Source organism: Mucilaginibacter rubeus, assembly GCF_014643835.1.
Lineage (GTDB): Bacteria > Bacteroidota > Bacteroidia > Sphingobacteriales > Sphingobacteriaceae > Mucilaginibacter > Mucilaginibacter rubeus.
The window spans coordinates 1,216,667-1,238,172 of sequence record NZ_BMKD01000001.1 but is presented as its reverse complement, the minus strand read 5'-3'; the positions used below and the strand labels follow the sequence as shown (position 1 = coordinate 1,238,172).

At 40.5% G+C, this 21,506-nt stretch carries 15 protein-coding genes; 10 read left to right on the top strand and 5 right to left on the bottom strand.

The window, feature by feature from the left end:
* The first annotated feature begins 278 nt into the window (after nt 1–278).
* Both IEX80_RS05050 and IEX80_RS05045 read left to right on the top strand, forming a co-directional pair.
* Nucleotides 279–848: an outer membrane beta-barrel protein gene (locus IEX80_RS05050; RefSeq protein WP_188832174.1), complete on the top strand. Its 570-nt coding sequence runs from the start codon at nt 279–281 to the stop codon at nt 846–848.
* Between the two features lie 654 nt (nt 849–1,502).
* Nucleotides 1,503–1,880, top strand: coding sequence for a DUF2255 family protein (locus tag IEX80_RS05045; protein ID WP_188832172.1), 378 nt, complete (start codon nt 1,503–1,505; stop codon nt 1,878–1,880).
* A gap of 194 nt (nt 1,881–2,074) precedes the next feature.
* Here the strand turns inward: IEX80_RS05045 and IEX80_RS05040 are convergent, their stop codons facing one another.
* Together IEX80_RS05040 and IEX80_RS05035 are read right to left on the bottom strand one after the other, a co-directional pair.
* Nucleotides 2,075–2,965, bottom strand: coding sequence for a helix-turn-helix domain-containing protein (locus IEX80_RS05040; protein WP_188832171.1), 891 nt, complete (start codon nt 2,963–2,965; stop codon nt 2,075–2,077).
* A 299-nt stretch (nt 2,966–3,264) separates the two neighbouring features.
* Nucleotides 3,265–4,086 (bottom strand): SDR family NAD(P)-dependent oxidoreductase, encoded by an 822-nt coding sequence (locus IEX80_RS05035; RefSeq protein WP_188832170.1) that lies wholly within the window; start codon nt 4,084–4,086, stop codon nt 3,265–3,267.
* 1,043 nt (nt 4,087–5,129) lie between these two features.
* Between IEX80_RS05035 and IEX80_RS05030 the strand changes: the two genes are divergently transcribed.
* Together IEX80_RS05030 and IEX80_RS05025 are read left to right on the top strand one after the other, a co-directional pair.
* The gene (locus IEX80_RS05030) at nt 5,130–6,989 is read left to right on the top strand and encodes a DUF262 domain-containing protein (protein ID WP_188832161.1); all 1,860 of its coding nucleotides are present in this window, start codon (nt 5,130–5,132) and stop codon (nt 6,987–6,989) included.
* Between the two features lie 2 nt (nt 6,990–6,991).
* The gene (locus tag IEX80_RS05025; protein ID WP_188832159.1) at nt 6,992–9,295 is read left to right on the top strand and encodes a DUF262 domain-containing protein; all 2,304 of its coding nucleotides are present in this window, start codon (nt 6,992–6,994) and stop codon (nt 9,293–9,295) included.
* Nucleotides 9,296–9,411: 116 nt separating this feature from the next.
* On the opposite strand, the gene IEX80_RS05020 is transcribed toward IEX80_RS05025, so the two are convergent.
* Nucleotides 9,412–10,446, bottom strand: a complete 1,035-nt coding sequence (locus IEX80_RS05020; RefSeq protein ID WP_188832151.1) for a ferritin-like domain-containing protein — start codon at nt 10,444–10,446, stop codon at nt 9,412–9,414.
* Nucleotides 10,447–10,469: 23 nt separating this feature from the next.
* On the bottom strand, nt 10,470–11,957 hold the full coding sequence (locus IEX80_RS05015; protein WP_188832149.1) for a Dyp-type peroxidase: 1,488 nt from the start codon (nt 11,955–11,957) through the stop codon (nt 10,470–10,472).
* Between the two features lie 305 nt (nt 11,958–12,262).
* Here IEX80_RS05015 and IEX80_RS05010 point away from each other — a divergent pair, with 305 nt between their 5' ends.
* From IEX80_RS05010 to IEX80_RS04990, 5 genes are all read left to right on the top strand, one after another.
* On the top strand, nt 12,263–13,081 hold the full coding sequence (locus IEX80_RS05010; RefSeq protein WP_188832147.1) for a response regulator transcription factor: 819 nt from the start codon (nt 12,263–12,265) through the stop codon (nt 13,079–13,081).
* Between the two features lie 11 nt (nt 13,082–13,092).
* On the top strand, nt 13,093–13,959 hold the full coding sequence (locus tag IEX80_RS05005) for an alpha/beta fold hydrolase (protein WP_188832146.1): 867 nt from the start codon (nt 13,093–13,095) through the stop codon (nt 13,957–13,959).
* Between the two features lie 147 nt (nt 13,960–14,106).
* Nucleotides 14,107–14,667, top strand: coding sequence for a hypothetical protein (locus IEX80_RS05000; RefSeq protein WP_188832145.1), 561 nt, complete (start codon nt 14,107–14,109; stop codon nt 14,665–14,667).
* 492 nt (nt 14,668–15,159) lie between these two features.
* Nucleotides 15,160–15,981 (top strand): PD-(D/E)XK nuclease domain-containing protein, encoded by an 822-nt coding sequence (locus tag IEX80_RS04995; RefSeq protein ID WP_188832144.1) that lies wholly within the window; start codon nt 15,160–15,162, stop codon nt 15,979–15,981.
* A gap of 11 nt (nt 15,982–15,992) precedes the next feature.
* The gene (locus IEX80_RS04990; RefSeq protein WP_188832143.1) at nt 15,993–17,720 is read left to right on the top strand and encodes a hypothetical protein; all 1,728 of its coding nucleotides are present in this window, start codon (nt 15,993–15,995) and stop codon (nt 17,718–17,720) included.
* A 273-nt stretch (nt 17,721–17,993) separates the two neighbouring features.
* Here the strand turns inward: IEX80_RS04990 and IEX80_RS04985 are convergent, their stop codons facing one another.
* Nucleotides 17,994–19,133 carry a S1/P1 nuclease gene (locus tag IEX80_RS04985; RefSeq protein ID WP_188832142.1) on the bottom strand — a complete coding sequence of 380 codons (1,140 nt, stop codon included), beginning with the start codon at nt 19,131–19,133 and terminating at the stop codon, nt 17,994–17,996.
* 493 nt (nt 19,134–19,626) lie between these two features.
* Between IEX80_RS04985 and IEX80_RS04980 the strand changes: the two genes are divergently transcribed.
* The gene (locus IEX80_RS04980; protein WP_188832141.1) at nt 19,627–21,312 is read left to right on the top strand and encodes a hypothetical protein; all 1,686 of its coding nucleotides are present in this window, start codon (nt 19,627–19,629) and stop codon (nt 21,310–21,312) included.
* The last annotated feature ends 194 nt before the right edge of the window (nt 21,313–21,506 follow it).

Below are 21,506 nucleotides of genomic sequence, written 5' to 3'. Positions count from 1 at the left end.
TAAGAGGATGAAAAAATTAGAAGCATTTGTCACTTTTTTCAATAATAGAGAAGCGATAACATTTGTCAATAATACTGGGTCCAATGGGACAGATGTCCGGATTAGGTTTCAGCCGTCCCATACCCTTCGTATGGTGCGATTATACATCCAATTTCTTAAAAGTCATCTGTTAATGATCTACCTCTATGTTCAGGAAGTGGTTGTGATCATTTACGGATAAAACTAATCTGCTCTTTCAATCAATAAATAATAATTAATAACAACAAAAATCAACAACTATGAAAACTTCAGTAAAAAGTTCAATTCTATTCGCTGCACTATTAGGCTTGGGAGCTGCTGCAAAAGCACAAACGGGCGAGCCTAAGCAAAGAACTTCTCAGGGAATAGTCTATAGTGCAGGCGTAGAATCGGGTGTAACCATAGGTAATTTCAATGACAAGTATAAATGGAATATTGGTGGTTCTTTGCAGGCGGATTTTCCGGTCGCCCCGAATTGGTATATAACTGCAAACGCAGGCTATAATAACTTTTTCGGAAAGGATAATAACGTTGATCTGCACCTGATCCCGGTGAAGGCAGGAATTAAATATTTTCCAATCGGCTTGTTATATGTACAGGCAGAGGCTGGTGCAGCCTTTGTAACCAACAAATCAGATGTGAATTACCAAAAAACTGCAGCGTTTATTTATGCACCCCAGGTGGGGCTGCAATTTCCGTTGGGCAGCAGCAACAGCTTCATCAACGCCGGGGTAAGATACGAGGCTTCTACCAAGTTTACGGGTGGCGATAATACCAGCAAAATGAATTTTCTGGGATTGCGTGTGGCTTACGCATTAGCCAGTAAATAATATTGAACGTCGTAACTTAATATCAGGCCGAACCTAGGGTCCGCAAGGACCCTAGGTTATCACAGGTGGTTAATAAACAATCAACAAAATTTAACCTGACTTCTATGGACTCTTTCGTTTTTTACACAACTCATGCCGTCTTATTGTTAAGTCTGGCATTAATAATCTACATAATCGCCACGCCTTTTAATAAAGCAGATGACCGTCTGGAAGTTTAGTATACACAAAGCGGGACGTAATGTTTCAATGGAAGAGGCCAATGCCATTCGGTAGATACGCAGAAAAAACATAACTGGTGATTTTCTGATTATATGGCGAGGATCAAATCATGGCCTGGGATTTTCCGATTTTCCCGGCAGGAAGAAACTCATACCAATAATGAACGCACAATGAAGAATGTAGCTGCGGAGTGTTTTAAGGCTTTCTCTGTGCTAAGCTGTACCGTAAAATACAGGATAGATAAATTGAAGGGAATTGTGGGGAAACTAATTTTGAATTGAAAATGGATCACAAATAATATCGGCTAAAAGCTATTTAAGATGTAGGCTCCTGGAGCTTTATTTGCACCGCTTCAAACATGTCATCTGAATAAATGCCAGGGCTTTTTACACAAGGGCGATTATTTAAATTGTAAACAGAGATTAATTTTAAATTATGGAAAATAGAAAATTTACTGCAGAAGAATTGCAGAAGATTGACGAGGCGAATGACCTCCATGTTTCCCCTTTTCGCGCAGACGGCGTAACCTATGGTACCCCAACATGGATTTGGTCGGTCGTTGTTGAAGGTGAGATCTATGTACGCGCCTATTATGGTCAGAAATCGAGATGGTATCAGGCTGCATTGGAACAAAAAGCAGGAAGAATAATCGCAGCAGGTATGACTAAAGAAGTCACTTATCAGGCTGTTACCGGCGATATTAATGAAAAAGTTGATGAAGCATACCGGAAAAAATATGCGGGAGAATCTTACCTCGCGCCGATGACACGCGGTAGGGCTAAAACAGCGACTATGAAAATCTCTCCTAAATAAAATTAGGATCAGGGTAATGCGGGCTTTCAATATTATATAAGGTCTGCGAAAAAGATCAGGTGTTCCTCCGAGTCCAAATACGCGAAAAGCCGCTTTAATTTTATTTAAAGCGGCTTTCTTAATTAATAGCGTTTAACAATATAGTGTTCATACCATTAAAGGTGAATTATACGATTTGAATAAATTTAGGTGCATTAATTCATATTCATTTTCTTGAACTCCAGCGGCTTTACACCGTTTTGTTTCTTAAAAAGACGGGTAAAGTAGGAAGTGTTTTCAAACCCCAGTGTGTAAGCAATTTCCGAGATGCTTCGCTCTCCGCTCCGCAACATGTTTTTCGCCTCGGACATTAAAGACAGGTGTATCAGGTCCATCGCTGTCTTACCTGTTTCCTGCCTAAGTAAATCGCTTAAATAGCGGGGCGAGACAAACAACTTTTCTGCGATTTGGCTGACAGATGGTAGCCCCGAGGTTTGTAGATGCCCATTGCTGTAATATTCGGATAGGGCATCATTAAAACGTGTAACCATTTTACCGGACATGTCTACGCGGTTAATGAATTGGCGTTTATAAAAACGTTGGGCATACATTAGGATCGAGGAAATATGCCCAATGATAATTTCCCTGCTGTATTCATCGGTATTGTTATGATATTCTGCATTTATTTTCGCATGCAGGTCCCATATTATCTCCTCCTCTTTAGGGGAAAGGTGAAGTGCCTCATTGATTTCATAATCGAAATAGCCGTACTTTTGAATGGCCTGATGGAGCGGGTGCCCGTTTAAATAATCCTCATGGATAAGTATCATGAAGCCGGCTTCCTCCAGTTTAAGGTCTTTCATCTGTATGATTTGCCGGGGTTTTACAAACATCATCGAGCCGTTGCTATGATCGTAAGGGGTGTGGCCATACATAATAACGCCAGCTTTGAGTTTTTTAAAGCTGATCATATAGCAATCGCTTGTAAATTCACGGTCTCCGAGCGGACAGTCCTTATTACAGCCAAGCAACCCAAGAAGCGGGTTTTCCGGTGGAGGCCATCCGTTTTCACGATGCATCTCCGATAACGTTTTATAATGTCTCATTGTGTAATACTTTTATCCGGGTTCATTGATAAGCTCAACCCCAAGTCCGGTTCTTGTAGTGCCTGATTCAAGTGGTCAAATAATGTGATTGGCTTTCGCAGAGGCTGATCCTGGCTACTGGCCATTCGCTAAAGTTAACGCTGATTCTACTTTAAATTGAGGTATGAATAGAGGAAAATGTTGTATATATCAGTTGTTTTTTTTGAATGGTGCCGCATTTCGGTTTTGAAAAAGTCGATAAATGCTTGAAAAACACCGGCACCTGTTAGATGCCGGTGTCCCGGAAATTACCTAATCAATCAACCATGTGCCGCGATTGCGACTTCTTCCCAGGCTTTCCAGGTTTTAAGCTTTTCCTCATAAACGCGTTCTGTTTTTGATAACCCGATTTTACCAAGGAACAGGCGCAGGGGAGGGTTTTCATCATCAATTAACTTGATGATAGCCGGAATTGTAGCCTCCGGTTTTCCGTAGTCTTCAGGCAGCAGGCCTTCAATAGCGCCCAAACCGGATTTGATGGCGTCATAAGCGTCAATTGGTGTGCTTTGTACTGCAGATGTACCACCAAAATCGGTTGTATAACCGTTAGGCTCAATCAGCGTAACCTTGATGCCCATATCCGTTACTTCGCTGGCCAGTGCTTCGGTCATACCTTCTACAGCGAATTTGGTCGCGTTGTAGATACCAAGGGTTGGGAGTGTCCAAATGCCCAACACACTTGACAATTGTATAATGTGCCCTGATTTTTGTGCCCTGAAGATTGGGAGTGCCGCCTGTGTTATCCAAAGTGTGCCGAATACATTGGCATCAAATATATCTTTAGCGTCCTGCTCACTGACTTCTTCAATCGCGCCGAAAACGCCATAGCCTGCATTGTTGATCACGACATCGAGGCTGCCGAAGTGTTTGTGAGCGCCGTTTATAGCAGCAACTGCGGCTTCCCGGTTTGTGATGTCCAGGGCAATCGGTAAAAAGTTACTGCCATATTGCTCAGCCAGGTCCTTCAGGCCATCTATATTTCTCGATGTAGCTGCTACTTTATCGCCGCGTTTTAAAAATGCTTCTGCCCATAATTTACCGAACCCTTTTGATGCGCCGGTAATGAAAATTGTCTTGCTCATTGTTTTATTTATTTGTTTTTGCTGATACAAATGTCAGCGTAAACCGCAGGCAGAAATAGTCCAATTGTTGGAAAGAATAGCACGGATTTACGGCAAAGAATTTATTCGGTATTTTCCGCTATACCGGCTATTGTCATCTAAGGCCTTCGTAAGGTGGATTCTACGTGTATTATAGACATTGTCTCAGCTATGTAGTCAAAAGTTTAGCTGCAAACCAGGAAGGGGTATTAACCAAACTTTTAAGATTAATATCTGTCCGGAATGAACAAAGGAGAGTATTATATGAATTGGGATAATCGGAAGGGAAATGTGAGCGGTGCTTTTGCTACTGCGTCCGGCAATGAGAATCGTCAGCATTTCAAAGGCAAAAAGCGATATATCAGGCACGGCTGTTGAACGTTGATACAGTTATTCAACGACTTATACTAGAGCAGGCCTCGTTGCAGGATCATATGGCGTAGTCTCCCAGGCATTGCTTGAATAGTATTTGTACTGGCTTGTTGATTTCTACAGGAATTGTCAGCCCTGTCCTGGCCCTTAAACGAAAACACGGCAGGCCGAAATTATTGTGGGTGAATACTATCTCAAAGCACGACTCCATGTCCTGGAGGGCATGTTCATCCAGAAAATCACGATACTGTGTATCAAGCAATTTTAAACTTACAGAAAACTGAGAGCATTTGTCTTTAAATCCTTTAGCAGCAGTATTTTTCATCAGTCAATACTATATCATAAAAGCTGTTGGAATATATTAAAAATATCCAACTTATTTAAATACCGGAGCGATGTGATAGGAGATCGAGTCATAAAACAATCGATTGAGGTAATAAAAACAGCTTAGTGCTAAGTAATAATGTATTCTTGTAAAAAGGGAATTTCTATGAGCAGGCCTATTAGATTTTGAGTGACAATTACAATTTAATATTTATTAAAAATAATTGTTTAAACATAAATAACTTTTTACATTCACACCGGGCCAAAGACCAATTGTTTTTATCCCTAAACCAATTGAAGGAAATCCTTCAATATTATATCGCAATAATATGAATAATCTTTATCCGGTTATTGACCTGTTTGGTAACGAATTTAATATACCTGCTTATCAACGTGGGTATCGTTGGGGAGAACAGGAGGTCACCGAATTATTAAATGACCTTTGGGAATTCCAGAAGACCGCCAGGAACGGCGAATTTTATTGTTTGCAGCCCATTGTCGTCAAAAAGACCGCTGAAAAACGATACAATCTCATTGATGGACAACAACGCCTGACAACCCTTTACCTGATCCTTGTTTATCTTGAAGAACGAAGGCTGGAAGAAGGTTATGACCAACCTTTGTTTTCGTTGACTTATGAAACCCGGAAGGATTGTGTAGCATTTTTAAAGGACAAACTCTTCGAAAATGGGGAGAACAACGCGAATATTGACTATCATTATATTTGCAACGCCTATGGGCATATCAAAACGTGGTTTCAAAACCACCCTGGTTCCAAAAGTAAGCTTGTCCCCATTCTACTGGACAACGACGGCGAGAACAATCGCAATGTAAAACTGATTTGGTATGATATCGGTGAAGAACATCCTATTGATGCATTTATTCGCCTTAATGTGGGGAAAATTCCGCTTACGGATGCTGAGCTGATCAAAGCGCTCCTGTTACAATCGGATAAGTACACAGAAAAAAATAAACCTGTATATCAACATACATTATTTGAAATCGGGGCCGAGTGGGATACGATCGAGTATGGACTGCAGCGTGAAGAGTTCTGGTATTTTCTTAATAATGGATTGAGAGAAAATCCGACGCATATTGAACTGATTTTTGATTTGATCGCAGAGAAGAAAAAAGGACTGCTCGGTTATGACGGAAAAGATAAAATAAAACACCGTACTTATTTATTGATAGCTGCATATCTCGATCAGCTGAGGGTTGATGTTGAACGCAATAAGGGTGTAAATCCGGATGAAAAAAGGATCAATGCTGTAAAATTGTTTTGGGAGGAAGTTACAACTTATTACGGTTATTTTCTCGACTGGTACCGAGACCGGAGGCTGTACCATTACATCGGGTTTCTGATCACCATGCACGGTCGTTCGGAGATCGATTTTCTTATCAATGAAGCAAAAGTGCAGTCCAAAGAGGCATTCATAACTACATTGATATCCCGTATCTATGATGCTGTGAACCTACCCGACCTGAAGAGCCGGGATCCGGACGAGGATTTTATTAAGTTTGAAGATTTGTGCTATGATTCCCCTGAGGATGGAGAGTATAAAAAAGAGATCCATAACTTATTACTGTTGCACAATGTAATTGCGACTTTAAACAGTGATAAGGAGCTTGCCCGCTTTCCGTTTAATTTATACAAGCAGACCAAGAGGACAAAAAAATGGAGCCTGGAACATATTCACGCACAGAACAGTGATGTGATTACCAATCCCGTTAACCAAAAACTTTGGCTGAGTGATCACGTCAGGTCCTTAAGATCTATAAATACTGAGCTTTATTCTGGGACCATTGAACGAATGAAAAGATTGTTGGAGAAGAAATCATTGGCTCAGGACGAGTTTAATTCGATTTTTGACGCTGTTAATAAAATTTATAACACGAAAACGGACCTTGCCGATAATTCCATTCACAAGATCGGGAACCTCTGCCTGGTCGATGCAGATACGAATGCCCATTTGAACAATTCCGTTTTCGACGTAAAGCGGGAAAAAATAAAGAAACGGGAGGTCGATGGTCATTATATTCCACTCTGTACGAGAAACGCTTTTCTTAAAGCTTATACTTCTTTTCCTCAAAATAACTATGTCTGGGACGAGAAAGACCGTAAAAACTACATTGAAAATATACAAACCACACTTGATCCATTTCTTGATAAACGCTGGAAACTAAAATAGTCATGAGATTTACTTTTTACGAACTTTTAAATAACTACCAGGTTTCAATCCCGCTTATCCAAAGGGATTATGCACAAGGCAGGGAAACAGCAGGTACAATCAGGAAGAATTTTGTATCTAAGCTTAAACAGGTATTGAGTGAACCATCGTCTGATGGGATAGACGAGGGACGATTGCACCTTGATTTTGTTTATGGGTATACAGAAGGCAAGGACTTATTTGTTCCGCTTGACGGACAGCAGCGCCTGACTACCTTATTTTTACTACACTGGTATATCGCTGTCAAGGAACAAAAATTTAATACCTTGAACGAGGACGCCGATTCTGTTTTATTGTTGAAGCAATTACTCTCCCGTTTTACCTATAAAACACGGTTGTCGTCACAGCGGTTTTGTGATCGCCTGGTTAACCGGTCGGTCAGCTATGCGGCTGGAAAGTTAAGTGCAGGAATTATTGATCAACCCTGGTTTATGTCCGCCTGGCAGGATGATCCTACGATCCAGTCTATGCTCAGTATGCTGGATGCCATTCACGAAAGTTTTCAAACCACATCCGGCATCTGGTCTAAACTAACTAGTAAGGACTCGATTACTTTTGAGTTTATCGATATTAAGTCTGAGCAGTTCCGTCTTACCGATGAACTATATATTAAAATGAATTCGCGCGGCAAGGCATTGACCCCGTTTGAGAATTTCAAGGCCGAGTTTATAGATCTTCTTGCACAATCAGATTATAAGAATGAGCGCCTGCCCTATGAGGGGGTTGCAGTCTCTTACAAAGATTATTTTTCTATCAAAGCGGATGGAAAGTGGATGGATTTATTTTGGGATAAAAGGATGACTGTGAATGTTGATAACGGCACGATCAACTATCTAAGTTATATCACCGAAATGCTCTACTATAAGGACCGTACGGAAGCTGACGCTTTTGTGTTCGAGGATGCGGTAAAGGATGTTTATGGTAAACAGGAAAATACCCTGTTTTTGTTCAGGTCCCTAGATGTGCTTTCCGGCCTTTCTGCAACCCGGGATTTCTTCGGCGAAATATTTAGCAATAAAGGCTCATATATACCCGGGCGTGTTAGCCTCTTCGAAACTGGCAGCACAGATCTTTTTGAACGCAGCTTGAACGGCGCAAGCTTTGATATCCGCAATAGGATCCTGCTTTATGCTCTTCTTCACTACATAATTACCTTTGGTGTAGAAGACTTAGATCGTCTGAAAGATTTTATCAGGATCGTCCGGAACCTTTTGACCCGCGTTCGACAAGTCAACTCCAGGAAACGGATAGAATTTACTTCAAATTTGCGTTTGCCGGATTTTCATGAATATAGTGAATTTATTCATGGTTTCACAAGCGAGATCAAAGTGAATGACGGGAAAAGGATTTACGAAGTTCTAGCCGGATATAGCGGCAAGGGCTTTACCAGGGGTGTGCTCAGTCCGGAACAATACAAAACGGGCTTCCTGTTGAAAGACGATTCAAATAAAATGGCTATTCAGCGTTTGGAAGACCATCCTGAACTCCAGGGGATCACTGATAATTTGGATTTTGAGCAAACAGATATTCCATTGCTCGCAGAAACTTTTTATCAAACCTGGAACCCGGAGGTTCACAATTCCCGAATTATCCGGGGCATGTTAACCTGCGGTGATTTTTCTATCCAAACGCACAATGGGTCACGCCTTGGGGATATATGGTATTTCGGTTCGGCGGGGAACTGGGGCAGGATATTGACAACCGGCTTCGAAAAGGAACAGGCCTCCATCAGGCCAATCCTCAACACCTTTCTATCAAGTCTTTCCGCATTAAGGGGGACGACAACCGAAAAATTAAATGCATTAATCGACGGTTATCATGGAGCTATGGATTTCCGCTATTACTTTATTAAGTATTATCAGTTAACTGCGCATATTTACGAAACGTTTAATTTGTTCACCTGGGCTGACGACCTTGGCTTCGATGTTAACAGCCTCGGTAACTCCGGTCAACACCCGCTGGCATCCTATCACATCAACCCATATCTTATTGCTGTGGAGAATCTGTTGAATCACAAGAAGGTAACACTCATCCCTGGCCGTTTCTCGGACGGCATCAGCCATTTGCGGTTGAAGGGGCGTGTCCAAATCTACTGTCAGCAAAAAGGATGGTTAGTACAGGAACTTCAGAAGGGTAGGGTTACCCCTGAAATGATTGAGCAATACCGTTTGCAATCGGTTGGAAAAAATTATTTATTACAGGAAGAGGAGGGAGTTGACCGTATCCAGTCCCTCGTCCAGCTCTGTCAGGAGCTTTTGCAAAGTTAACAGATCGCCCGGTTTTTCCGGGCGATCTGTTTTGCTAAAAGGGCATTTTCGTTTACAATGGTCGGTTATTTTTTTAGCCTATACGGATTATTAATGCCATTCTTTGTTCCCGTTAGTCAAATAAGAACAAATTCAAATGACGGACCTGTATTGAAGCCAGGCGCCGCCGGATGTGGCAGCGCCACCAGTTTTTTTCCAAGCTTCTGGATATCAAACATGGAAGCGATCGTGTCATCTAATGACGCGGGATTACCATTAAAGGCTTCCTGTAACATTTTTAACAGGGTTGAATAGGCAATATTGAACTGCTCTGAGATATCCCTGGCTGTAGAACCGACAGGAAGATCAATTGTCTTAGTGTTTGCCATTAATGGAAATACAGATGCTTCGTCGAATACGATCGCCGGATCCCCGAAAGTAATTACGCCGTTATTATCCTCTAGTGTTTTCCCCATAATAATTTGCTGAAAACGATAATAATGTGCAAGCTCCATCTCCAGATCAAATGGTAGTTTGTCTGTACCTTCTCCTTGCTCAACAATTATATCAATAGCTTTGATCACATCTGCTTTGGTGAGTATCGGAAAAAGCTCAGTTGCAGTGAACGAGTCACTGACTACCTGCAAATTCGGATCGCCGGGCAGATTGTCCTCCGAAAGTTCCATTATCTTTTGCTGGATCGTTCTATAGAACTGACCGATCGTCGAAAATTCTTGTGCCTGTGGTTGTATTGCCTCCAGTACAACCGGAAAAACCAGCGGGACCTCGGGCTCCTCGATTTCCATAAAAGTTTTTTCGATCAATATCCTCGACATTTTTTCCAATCCGACAACCAGGCCGGTGTTGATGTTCATTGGTAATGTTGTAGGATAAACAGGCACAAAGCCAGCTGAATAAATTTCCGGTTTACCACCGAGTGCATTGAGAATATTGCATGCAATGGTCATGTGCAACATTTCCTGTATTACAATGCTGTGGATTATTTTCTTTACGTCGGCATTGGTTCCCGGTTTGATTGAAAACTCGGCGGTAAGATACGGCGGAATTGTGGAATGCTCCAGTGCAATTGCGCCCTGCAGAAAAGCGTGGAGATCTTCAAGTTTTTCTGCAGCGTTTAAATCGTCGATTATTGCCTGATCGATTTTTAACATGGTTTTGAATGTTTGTAGAGAGTTTAAAGGTTCATGAGAAAGTTTTTGCTTGGTGTGAAGAAGTATTCTCCGCCTTTCATCGTAACAAAGTGGTCGAATTTAACCGGATTGACCTTGCCCTGAACGCCCCATTGTTCCGGAAGAACCCTGGAGTCCTGGGAGGCCTGACTAATGATGCTGTCTATGCCTTTAAGGTCGGCATTGGGTGCTATATCACCCTGTGCCCAGAAACCCTGCAATATTTCAAAAGCGTTAGCAATATCATTTTGGTAGCACATAAAAAGCAGGCCGACATTGATACCCTTTTGCTTCTTTAACATATCATCCGTTATCGATAAGATATGTTCATCAGGAATCCTTACATTTTCATTGTCGAAGTTGTCATCGTAAGGCATGCCCCTGCGCGTAATGCGATGTGTCCGCAAATCTGAAGGATCAGCTTTGGGGTCACCATTTCTTGGATTCATGAGCCTGATATGTGCGTGATAAGGGCATTTAAGCGCTAATTCACCAATATCGTCCGAGTAATCAAAATCGTTAGTCGGTCTGTGGGGGTTTAGGTTAGCGGTTGGAGGCAGGTCGTTTTGAAATTCATTGCTGCGCATGGTTACCGGAGTGCCGTTTTCAAATCTGCCGACAATCATTGCCCCAGGTAATTCTATGTTATCGTTTCCCGAACTGTCTTTAACCCTGGGAAGAAGCGCTGTGTCCGGCTTTGTAGATGGAAGTGCCTCTCGGTTGTCCCCCTCTGCATCTTTGAAGGCCAAAACGTTTTGGTTCAGCTTTCGGAATACGAGGTAGCTTCCGTAAAATTCATTGGTGTCTATTTTATCTTCTTTAACCAGAAGCCGGTCGAGGTTGGTTTTATCATCCCAAATCCGGGGTTGCTCCTGATCATTAATTTCATCTGCAAGATACATAGGTTGGCTTACGCCATCGGCGTAGCCGAAGTGTTCAATCCCGACCCCGACTTCAGTTTTTAACACATTGCCTCTCTGATTTTTGAGCAACACGGCAAATGGCGCGGTTTGGCTAATAATCTGACTTGCTTCATCACTGGCAGTCGCATTGTTGTCATCAGCAACAATTATTAGCAGATCGATCTGACCTGTAAATTCTTTATCCCAATCATCCGGGCTATCCAAAAGCAGATCACTATTATTTCGCATTCTGTTCTGGAAAGTTATACTATCGGGCTTTTGGTCGTTTTTATTTAAAAAGTCATACCCCGTAGCAGCAAGTGATAATGTAAAGATAGGGCCGCCATCGAAATTTTGATCTGAGCGCCGCAGTTTGCTGTCTTCTAATTGTTTTAACGCTGTGGTCAATCTGGTTGACGCGAATTCCTTGATCCATGTGGCAGCAGGTTCGCTTTGGCCGTCAATAAAGCGAAAAAAAAGGTGATGGGCGAAATTTCTACCATGAAATTTCAATATGTTGGCCTGAAGACTGGTCAACATTGGTTTAAAGGTGTCCACCTCTAATGAAACAAAAGATTGGTTTAAGTCCATATTATAGTTTGCTATGCCTACTGTAAATACCGTTTTCGGCGGTCCGGTGATTATGGTTTTAATACTGTTGTTTAGTTAGAAATCAGCTGGCAGTAAATATTCCCTTATAGAAAAATGCAGCGAAGAAATTGTATTGTTTAAAGAAGCCACATTCTAACAATCGCAAAAAAACTACTGAAACTGCGCGCATTTTGATACAATTATTATACAATATGAAATTATATTATTGGCACTGAAAATAAATGACAATTTCTTGCTATTTTTAAAATAAATTACTGTAATGTTTTGATATACAGCATTAAAAGATGTATTGCGCGCCCCCTGCAACCTGGTTAAAATATTTACATAAATCGAAAAATAATGTTTTTGATTTACATCCGGATGTTACAAAAAACAATACAGTTGAAGAATTGATCGGTACTTTGAATACCCAGTCTTCGGGATTACTTTCACATCATGCCCCGGTTTTTTACTTAAATGATTATAGGAATAATAGCTACGTTTTTATGTCTAAAACAATAAAAGCGTTAAGTGGCTTCGAAGCGGAATGTTTTACCCAGGGAGGCATTGGATTTGCAGCAAGCTTGTTTCATAAAGACGATCTCCGCTTATTTAATGAACAAATATTTCCAGATCGTCTGCAATTCCTAAAAACAACGTCACCGTTGGAACATAAGAATTACTTGTTCAGCTATAATTTCAGGATAAAGACCAGAGCTGGTCACTTTATCAGTATACTGCAAAAGAATTCTTTTATACAATCGGATCAGTTTGGAAACCCCTTAATGAGTTTAGGGATAGTTTACGATGTGACACATCATGTGGACCCTGATAAAGTAATTCACAGAATAGATAAAATGGATGATTGTGATGTATTTGGGGTGGGGAGCCAGCTTGTTAAGATCACCAATTATTATCATGATTATGAGTATAGGCGATTTTCCAAACGGGAACGAGAAGTTCTATTATGGATGGCGGACGGTTACACCAGTCGGGAAATAGCAGACAAGTTGTGCCTTAGCGAACATACGGTGATCAATCACAGGAGGAAAATGCAGGAAAAAACGAATACTCCCAATGCGATTAGTTTACTCGCCTATTCTATAAAGAAGAATCTTATATAATTGTTATGATAATGAGAAGTCAAATTCATCATCATGCTGTTCGCGTGAATAATGCAGCGATAGCCTGTCAGATTGTCAACCCGGAACAACAATATACAGTTTTTTTTATTCACGGGAATTCCGGATCAGCTGATACCTGGAACCTGCAATTGACAGAACCCTTGTTTAAGGAATACAGAATAATAGCGATAGATTTGCCGGCTCACGGAAACTCATCCATTCCGGAAGATCTTTTTGACTTTTCGGTTTTGGGAATGGCAGCATTGCTGGCTGCGGTTGTAAAAGTACTCATCGCTGATAACCCATTCGTATTGGTTGGGCTCTCCCTTGGGACAAACGTTGTAGCGGAAATACTCCCATATGTAAATATTTCCGGCATTGTCCTCATAAGTCCGTCCATTATAACGGATGGCAATACTTTAAATAAACTATTCAAACCCGGAGCAAACGTGTCCGTCTTTTTTACAGATAATGTCGAAGAAAGAGAGGTCGAAAATGTGTTGGGTCAATGTATTGAAGATAACCAGGAAGAAATATTCAATAAGATCAAGTCCGATTACTATCGAGTTAAGGGAGATTTCAGATCAATGCTGCATAAAAGTGTGATGAAAGAATTTTATAGTGATGAGATTAGACTGATTACAGGAAGCGGACTTAAGCCATTGGTAATATTCGGGGCTTCGGATCCTCTTTGTAATATCGATTACCTGGATGACGATCTTGGCAACATCTGTTATAAAGAAATCTATAAGCTTTCTAATGCCCGTCATTTTCCTCAAATAGACCAATGGCGGACGGTAAATGATCTTCTATATAAATATTTAAATGATGCTTGCCAAAAGTCAATTAGATCGCATTCCTGTGATCACGGGATTTAGGGGTGTCAAATACTCGATTAATGATCACTTAAGTGATAAGGAAAGAATTCGCTGTCTTCGCAAAAAAATGTGTGTCACACAATCTGCGTATAACCGTTCATAAAGATTATAAATCGCGTAAATTGCGCAATCAAACTTATCACCATTATGAATTATTCTTTGATTATCAGTGCTGCAAGTGCGCTGATTGCGGCAAGCGCCTTTATCGTGGCCCTGCTTAATTACCGTATCAGCAGGAAACTACCTAACGAAAACAAACTATTTGAAGAGAAGTTCAAAAGTTACCGTAATGTAATTGCAGCTATGAATACTGCAGGTGCTGTTTATGTTCAATGTGCCAACGTTTTTTGGGACATGAAGTCGTCAGGAAAAAGCCTTAAAAAAGTGAAAGATAAGATCGATATGGAGTTAACCAAGGCATATTATTTATTGGAAGACACGGTTCAGGAACAGATTCTATTATTACCAGACGAAGTACTCGAACATATTGATAATTACTTTGATGTCTTTAACAAAGAGAATTTCCCTGAAAATATAACGAAAGAGAAAGAGATCGAAGAGTTCGAAAACGGTTTGAACGAGCTTTTCGACTCGGTGGTCAACTCCATGCGTGATGACCTGGCTATTGAAAAGTTAGACAACGGACTGAAAAAACGTATTGGCTCTGTAAGCCGTGCAAGGCCCTTTAACATCAGTGATATTGCATGATATCTATGATTTACTGCATAAAGTCAAAAGTTTAGTTACATCAGGTTAAGTATTGTTAAATTTAACAATACATCTTTAAAATACCTTTTGCTGATATTCTGGTTTCGTTTTTATTGCTTAGTGTTAAATTTCATTTTAAAAACGAATAACGTTTTGCCTTTTTTATAGTTGTTCAACCTGTCTATCGCTTTTTACCGTAAACTTTTGATGTCCTTTCATCGGATGAATTCTAATGACTTTTATAAGAAACTACCTTATGCCGTTACCTTCGGTCCGGGCTATCCGTTCCAATCTTTTTCAAAGGATTTCCACTATTATCCCTAACGGAACGCTGAATTTCGTTTAAATACGACCTGCTATGCTCTATCCAAACACGGTTTTGTCTTTCAGGCGGTCAGCCCCCTGGTCGTTCCTTACCAATTGTCTCAGGACATCAATAACCTGTTTCGGCTTTTCTACGATATTTAAAAATATCTAAATTTGAGATTCTATATGACACCAATTGATAGGATTGAACACTATTTACGCGCTTTTTTTTCGGAACGTTTTGACTCATTAGATTTCTTTTACCGCACGACACATCAACAACGTACCTGGGGCATTTACAAATTGAAGCATGGCACAAAGTTGATGGATTTTGTCATCAGCATTCATGCGAGGGTCGAGGATCATTTACATTTCGACCACCTGATCCCGCATAAATTCGTAACGCCGGAACGGCTGTTTAAATTCCTGAATGACTTCAAAAGCTTTTTAAACAGTAAGCAATATATGCTGGACGATAATTTTGAAGGTGAGGATACGGATATGATCATTACCTATATTCAGGAGTTTAAGGATGATCTTGTTGATATGGTTGACTACGTTAAAAAGCTATATGACCAGGAGGAAGCAATTATTCCCTACCAGGAGCTCCGTTATCAGTTAATCACGAAAAATATTAATGGATTCGTTACGACTTTGAAAAGTATCATGGCCAGCGTATCTTATGCAATCGTGAAAGTGAAGGAGGGCTATTTTCACTCCAATGTCCATGTCGTACTTAAATTGCTTGGATTCGAAATTATCTCTGAAGAAATGACCAATATAGGGCGTATTGACGCAGTTATCCGGCTCAGCGACCTGATCTATATCTTGGAGTTTAAATTTGGGGACAACGAAGACCTTAGCCAACAGGCACTTAATCAAGTGAAGTTGAAAAAATATGCTCAAAAATTTCTGATTGAACGAAAAGAAATCATAGGCGTGGGCATAAGCTTCGATGAAAAACAACGTAACATCAATGGCTTAGTTTATGAGCGGATTGATAAATAATACAGTAATAAATGAAGATTATCATCACGCCCGAATATAAAGACCTGTTTACCGGCCCACAGGAAAATATAAGCGACTTGCTGGCAGATATCCCATCTGCACTCACCATAGCATTAATGGCCATGCTGAATGCGGAATTACATTTCAATGATCGCGGCGACGAAACACAGGCAAGGATATTCGATATGTTATTGCGGCGTCAACCCGCAGGAACCCGTCGTGATATTCTGGATAAAGCATTTGCCAAAGTAGGTAGGAACCGGAATGAAGACGTTCATTTCTTTTCTGTTCTTTATAACATGAATTTTTTGCACCACGAGCTGACCAATTTCAGAGATTTGCCAGATATCGAACTCACACCGGAACAGGAGCTTCAAGTTTTTAAATCATATTTTTTAGTTGTAGAAGAGGTCAACAGGGAATACAAAAGCACACTTAGGACGGCCCCTGAGTTTAACGACGAGTATTTTGCCAGGATGACCTGGCCGACCTTAATCGATCAGTTCGAACTGAATACACACGTTCATCCTTATGCGGTGATGGTGCGGGGATCGGTCTTTTTTAATTACCTGCAGATGCATTCGGAATATAGCGGGTATGTCCTGAAATATTTGCAAAAGCATAATAAAGCTACAGCGCTCAATTATCTTGGAGATATTTATCAGTTGCTAATCGCCGGCCATAAAAAGACGCAGGAGCTTGGTCAAACCGGCTGGGCATCGTTTTCAATTAGCGATACGCCGGGGTTTGAAACCCTGCTTGCCCAATTTTGCATGGATCAGAAAGCATATGCCCTGCAATATGGGGAAAGCAAGAGTAACTTTTCAGGGATAAAGTCACAACCTCTTTGGCGATACAATAAGAGCAATTATCTGGTCCTGAGCTGGGGATCGCTTTCAGGTAAGTTGTACGAAGGCTTGGTGTTTGATTTTTTTCACCAATCCGGCATTAAAGAGCATGCAGATTTTAAGCGTTTTACGGATTTTAAACGGTTTGTCGGTGAGCAAATCACTGAGCGGTACTTGTCGCGGAAAATGCTTCAGGCATTGTTTAAGAAAAAGTACGGGGTCTTGTTATTTGATGAACACGAAATCGCTGGCTTTCCCGACGCTTACTACCGGCAGGGAAATACTGTTGTCCTTTTCGAGATAAAAGATGCGTATTTCCCTGCAAACGCAATTAACTCGTTTTCATACGATAAGATTGTGGCTGCCATTGATCAAAAGGTAAATAATAGCGGAAAAGGTACAGGCCAATTTATCAAGCAATTGAAATTCCTATGCCAAAAGCCATACGAACGTTCGCCGGGTTACAAATATGCGAGAAATCTTACCGTCTACCCGGTAATTATTTATGCTGATCAAATGTTCAATATGCCCGGGATAGATCAATATCTCGCAAAGTCTTTTTGTGAAAAAGTCAGGGAAAACGAGCTGGAAAAACATTTCAAAAAAATAAAGCCGCTTGCTTTTATCAATCTCAACTTTCTCATGAAATACTTTGATTTGTTGGAAACAAGCGGTTTTGAGTTAACTAAATTGATAGATGAATATCACGCTCAGGTAGCTGCAAAGAAGAAACGCTCAAACCGGACGCGTGATTTAAACGACCACTTACATGTCTACGAAACATTTGAACAGCTGTCGGAGGCGAAATTACCGGCCGATAATCCCAAACGGGAATATGTTGCAGAGACTATACGGGCATTTGACCTCGCAGAGGCATTGCCTAAGGAATAGGGGCAGATTCTACGGCGGAATCTTAAATTGAGGTTATTTTTTTAATGTTAATGATCAGGGGAGGGCTTTGAAAGAATGTTTTAAAATTTAACTTCAGAAGATCGCTCTTCAAATCGCGTTTCAAAAATGAACATGTATCTCACGGTGAGAGGTCTTTTTTGATATTAGGACTAAACAGAAAAGTCTTCAGTAATGATGCCTGATGCTGCGCCTTATGCATAACCGAAGCCATTACTGAAGACCGTTGGTCGTATTTCTTTTTTGAAGGCTTCCTTATCGACCTACCTGAACCTGATCTGGTTCGGTAACCACAATTTCAGGTTTACCGTCGTAGGAAATGACTTTACCTATTACTGTAATCGTCTTTCCTGTGAGGGTCAAGCCCACAGCCTTTGCTTTACCCTTCATCGCCAATGTCAACAGCTGTTTAGGATAGGCAGCGCCCATATTAACCAGGACCATACTACCGATATCCTTCACACCGTATACTTTGCCTGTTACAGCAACGTTTTTATTAAGAAAACCGCTAATATCTTTAAGTTGTACTTCCGGTGCTACTGAGTCCAGTGTTGCCGTACTGCTTAACGATTTCTCGCCCACCGGAGTTTGCAGGCCAGAAGTTGATGGCGCCGTAATCCCTTTTGTATCGTTTAACAAGCGATTGAGTTCTCCGGCAAGCCGGATACCCGCCTGGTTAATCCTTAATTGAATTGTCTGAATATATTTTTTATAATAAGCTTCATCGATTTCCTGTCCGGGCTTAATGTTACGGTAAAGTTCACTGCTGATCTGGTAGCTCTCCCACAACCATTCCATTGGGCTGTCCGCCTGCCATTTCGCGATTTGAGACGCAGTGGCCCGGTCATATTTCTGTACTATTTCTGTTTCGCTAAATCCTTCGTGGTCGATAAGTTTGCTGTCCCAAAGGCTGTGCAGGTTTGTACCTTTGTTATCAAAACGAACCTGTATGGTATTTCCGCCTTTATCTTCTTTGCGGCTTATATGCATCGGTTGATGTGCATCTCCAACCAAGTGTATAAGGTATTTCAATGCGAGCGCTTTCTGATCAAAAGCTGAAGTCTTGTCCTGGATAACAGCTTCTTCTTTTAGTATGGCGGCATATACATTATCATTACTTTGTTGGTTCACATAGTCCACGAATTGCTGATGGTTCAAACCAAGGGGTAAATTTAAAAAATGCCATTTGCCGGTGGTTGGATTACGGTGTTCATCTGCCCAGGTACTCACGCCGGCCATCGTTTCGCCTTTTAGGTATGCAGAAATAGCATATGCAGTGTTACTGGTCAAATGTTGTTGTGCAATAGTCGCTACTGCACGATGCCCTTTACCGCCCCACGAAATCAATGTAAAAGCAAGCCCGCTCAGTAAAAAGATAGTTATGTATTTTCTCATGGCCGTAAATGTAATGAAGGTTGATGAAAAACTAATATGACAGTAGAATTTTTACTAAAAAAATTAGTTTTTGACCAAGTATGTTAATGTCATCACTTAATACAAGAAGAGATAAAATAGGATTACAAAATATTTTAGATATTAACGCAATCGGGGGTAAAGAGTCTAGTTCATATTTTAGTGCGCATGAATTTATATTTAATTAAACACGATCCCAATTCCGAGCCAACGAGAGAATTGAGATACTTTGGCTTGATATGTCTGTTTTGAGACAGGGTATCAATATGATCTGACGTGTTAATGAGCTAAAGATGTTTTTATCTTGATTTCCCTCAAACCAATTCAGAAAATAATAAACGCAACGAAATGGGATACCTTTTAGGTGTTTAACGATCTATTTTTCTCTATTTTTGATGTTCTACTTTTCAATATGATACTGACTATTTCCTTCTTGTTTTGCACGATTTTTTGTTGTCTGATATTATTTTTTTTAATGCGTCCATTTAGCACGAACGGAAATGCCGGACTATGGTTTTTCGTGGAAGGCGGATGGCTATTGGTCTCTTTTCTTGGGTTATGTTATGGCCTCAATCAATTCGAGCAAACACGTAAACTAAACCATTTTCAACAAGAAAATGCCACTGTAAACGGTCATTTCCAGGACGTCCGTAATTTTATTTATGGCCAACTTATGTTTTTAGAAATTGACAGTAACGCATCGGTAAGGCAAATTGAAACATATCAATGGTTTACCAAAATGATTTCCTTAATGGACAACGGTCCAGCGGATAATAGGTGGTGGCAGTTTGTAAATTACACAAAGGGTGCGGTTTTCCACGAAAAGGGTTATCTGCAAATTGGCCATAGCGATCAATTTGTATTTAATTGGCCAGCTAATCCAGGCTTCAAGGCGCCTGATGTGTTACATAAGGATATTATGCGTGAAGTAATTAAAAGAGCTGATGATGTTGCAGATCAACAATTGACCTTGAATAGGGAAAAGCCCGAGACTGGAGAAAAAGAGTGGCTGAAGTATCTTGTATCATTTTTATTTTGCCTTGGCTTATCAGCTAAAATTTTAAAAGTCTGGTTCGACTACATGCGCACCCGAATATTATCAAGTTCAGCAAAGCCTTCAAATCCTGGCAGTTGGCTTAACAGCTATAATATCGTTTCGTGTGTGGGTTTTTTATTAGGTCTTGCACTTTGCTGGGTTGCTGTTCGTAAAAAAACAATCGACCAAAACAAGACCTATTATATAATTTCTGTGTCTGCTATTTACGCATCTGTTTTATTAACTTATCTGCTACAAAAAGTATTTTCCATTCGAACACAAAAAGAAGTAGCGATAGATATTTCGCGCCCTTTGTGGGTATCTGTTACAGAATACCGATATTTATGCAGGTTGTTTTTCGAACATCTTGAGCAATATGACCATTTGAAGCAGAAAAAAGCGATTCAGCTTAAAGTAGATCGAGAGACGTTAGCATTTTACCGATCTTTCGGTGAAAATGATAAATTGGACGCCGAACAATGGAAGATACTTGAAACCGAAATGGCAGATAAGGATTATCCATTTGTTGATTTCGTTCTGCTAGTCAAAAAAACAGTTTTTTTTTGCTCTACACCCGCTGATATCTTTTCTCATGTAGCCGAAATCCATCACGTTGTTGCATATGATCACCGTACAATTAATGAATTCTTAATCGAGATGTCTCAGGTTTCTGTTTTTCAATTACTTGCTGAGTGCGTTAAAAAGAGCCCTGATGCCGTTCATGGCATGGAAGAATTTTTAAAAGTGGTATCAAAGCATTCTTTTTATGGCAAACTGCTCAAGAAAGGGGCATTTACTTCGGAGGAGGATGTGTTAAATAATTTAGTGCGTATTGAAAAATATATTTTTAATAGTGTACTGCTTAAATTAAACGATCAGGCCCCCATTGTAGAACGACCGCTGCCTTTGGGGTTTCTACATTTACTTTTTAATACGATATTCATTTTGATTTTCGGCACAATTGTGCCACTTGCCAACACCTTTATATTTAATATTGATGCTATTATTTGGTGTTGCGGAGGTTTACTTGTTAGCGCTCTATTGGTATCTGCAATTTTACTGGTGATGACATTTTTCAGGGAAAATAATCATCGTATGTTCGACAATGCTGATATTATTTATTAATAAAGGCTTAAACTTTTGATTTCTCTTCGCAAAAGTTAAGGAGGGAGTGGTTTTTGCGAACTCCATTATAATGCATAATGGTCAGCCTGCTTCCAATGGGGGTAGGATTTAGATTTGCAATTCCCGATGTTGGGCACTTGATTTGGGCGACGGATATCTTACGTTTTTTTGCGAGTCGTCAACACCTGATAATG

Bases quoted from the DNA above. Each gene is read 5' to 3' on its own strand.
- IEX80_RS05050 (WP_188832174.1), top strand. From the start codon at position 279: ATGAAAACTTCAGTAAAAAGTTCAATTCTATTCGCTGCACTATTAGGC.
- IEX80_RS05045 (WP_188832172.1), top strand. From the start codon at position 1,503: ATGGAAAATAGAAAATTTACTGCAGAAGAATTGCAGAAGATTGACGAG.
- IEX80_RS05040 (WP_188832171.1), bottom strand. From the start codon at position 2,965: ATGAGACATTATAAAACGTTATCGGAGATGCATCGTGAAAACGGATGG.
- IEX80_RS05035 (WP_188832170.1), bottom strand. From the start codon at position 4,086: ATGAGCAAGACAATTTTCATTACCGGCGCATCAAAAGGGTTCGGTAAA.
- IEX80_RS05030 (WP_188832161.1), top strand. From the start codon at position 5,130: ATGAATAATCTTTATCCGGTTATTGACCTGTTTGGTAACGAATTTAAT.
- IEX80_RS05025 (WP_188832159.1), top strand. From the start codon at position 6,992: ATGAGATTTACTTTTTACGAACTTTTAAATAACTACCAGGTTTCAATC.
- IEX80_RS05020 (WP_188832151.1), bottom strand. From the start codon at position 10,446: ATGTTAAAAATCGATCAGGCAATAATCGACGATTTAAACGCTGCAGAA.
- IEX80_RS05015 (WP_188832149.1), bottom strand. From the start codon at position 11,957: ATGGACTTAAACCAATCTTTTGTTTCATTAGAGGTGGACACCTTTAAA.
- IEX80_RS05010 (WP_188832147.1), top strand. From the start codon at position 12,263: ATGTATTGCGCGCCCCCTGCAACCTGGTTAAAATATTTACATAAATCG.
- IEX80_RS05005 (WP_188832146.1), top strand. From the start codon at position 13,093: ATGAGAAGTCAAATTCATCATCATGCTGTTCGCGTGAATAATGCAGCG.
- IEX80_RS05000 (WP_188832145.1), top strand. From the start codon at position 14,107: ATGAATTATTCTTTGATTATCAGTGCTGCAAGTGCGCTGATTGCGGCA.
- IEX80_RS04995 (WP_188832144.1), top strand. From the start codon at position 15,160: ATGACACCAATTGATAGGATTGAACACTATTTACGCGCTTTTTTTTCG.
- IEX80_RS04990 (WP_188832143.1), top strand. From the start codon at position 15,993: ATGAAGATTATCATCACGCCCGAATATAAAGACCTGTTTACCGGCCCA.
- IEX80_RS04985 (WP_188832142.1), bottom strand. From the start codon at position 19,133: ATGAGAAAATACATAACTATCTTTTTACTGAGCGGGCTTGCTTTTACA.
- IEX80_RS04980 (WP_188832141.1), top strand. From the start codon at position 19,627: ATGCGTCCATTTAGCACGAACGGAAATGCCGGACTATGGTTTTTCGTG.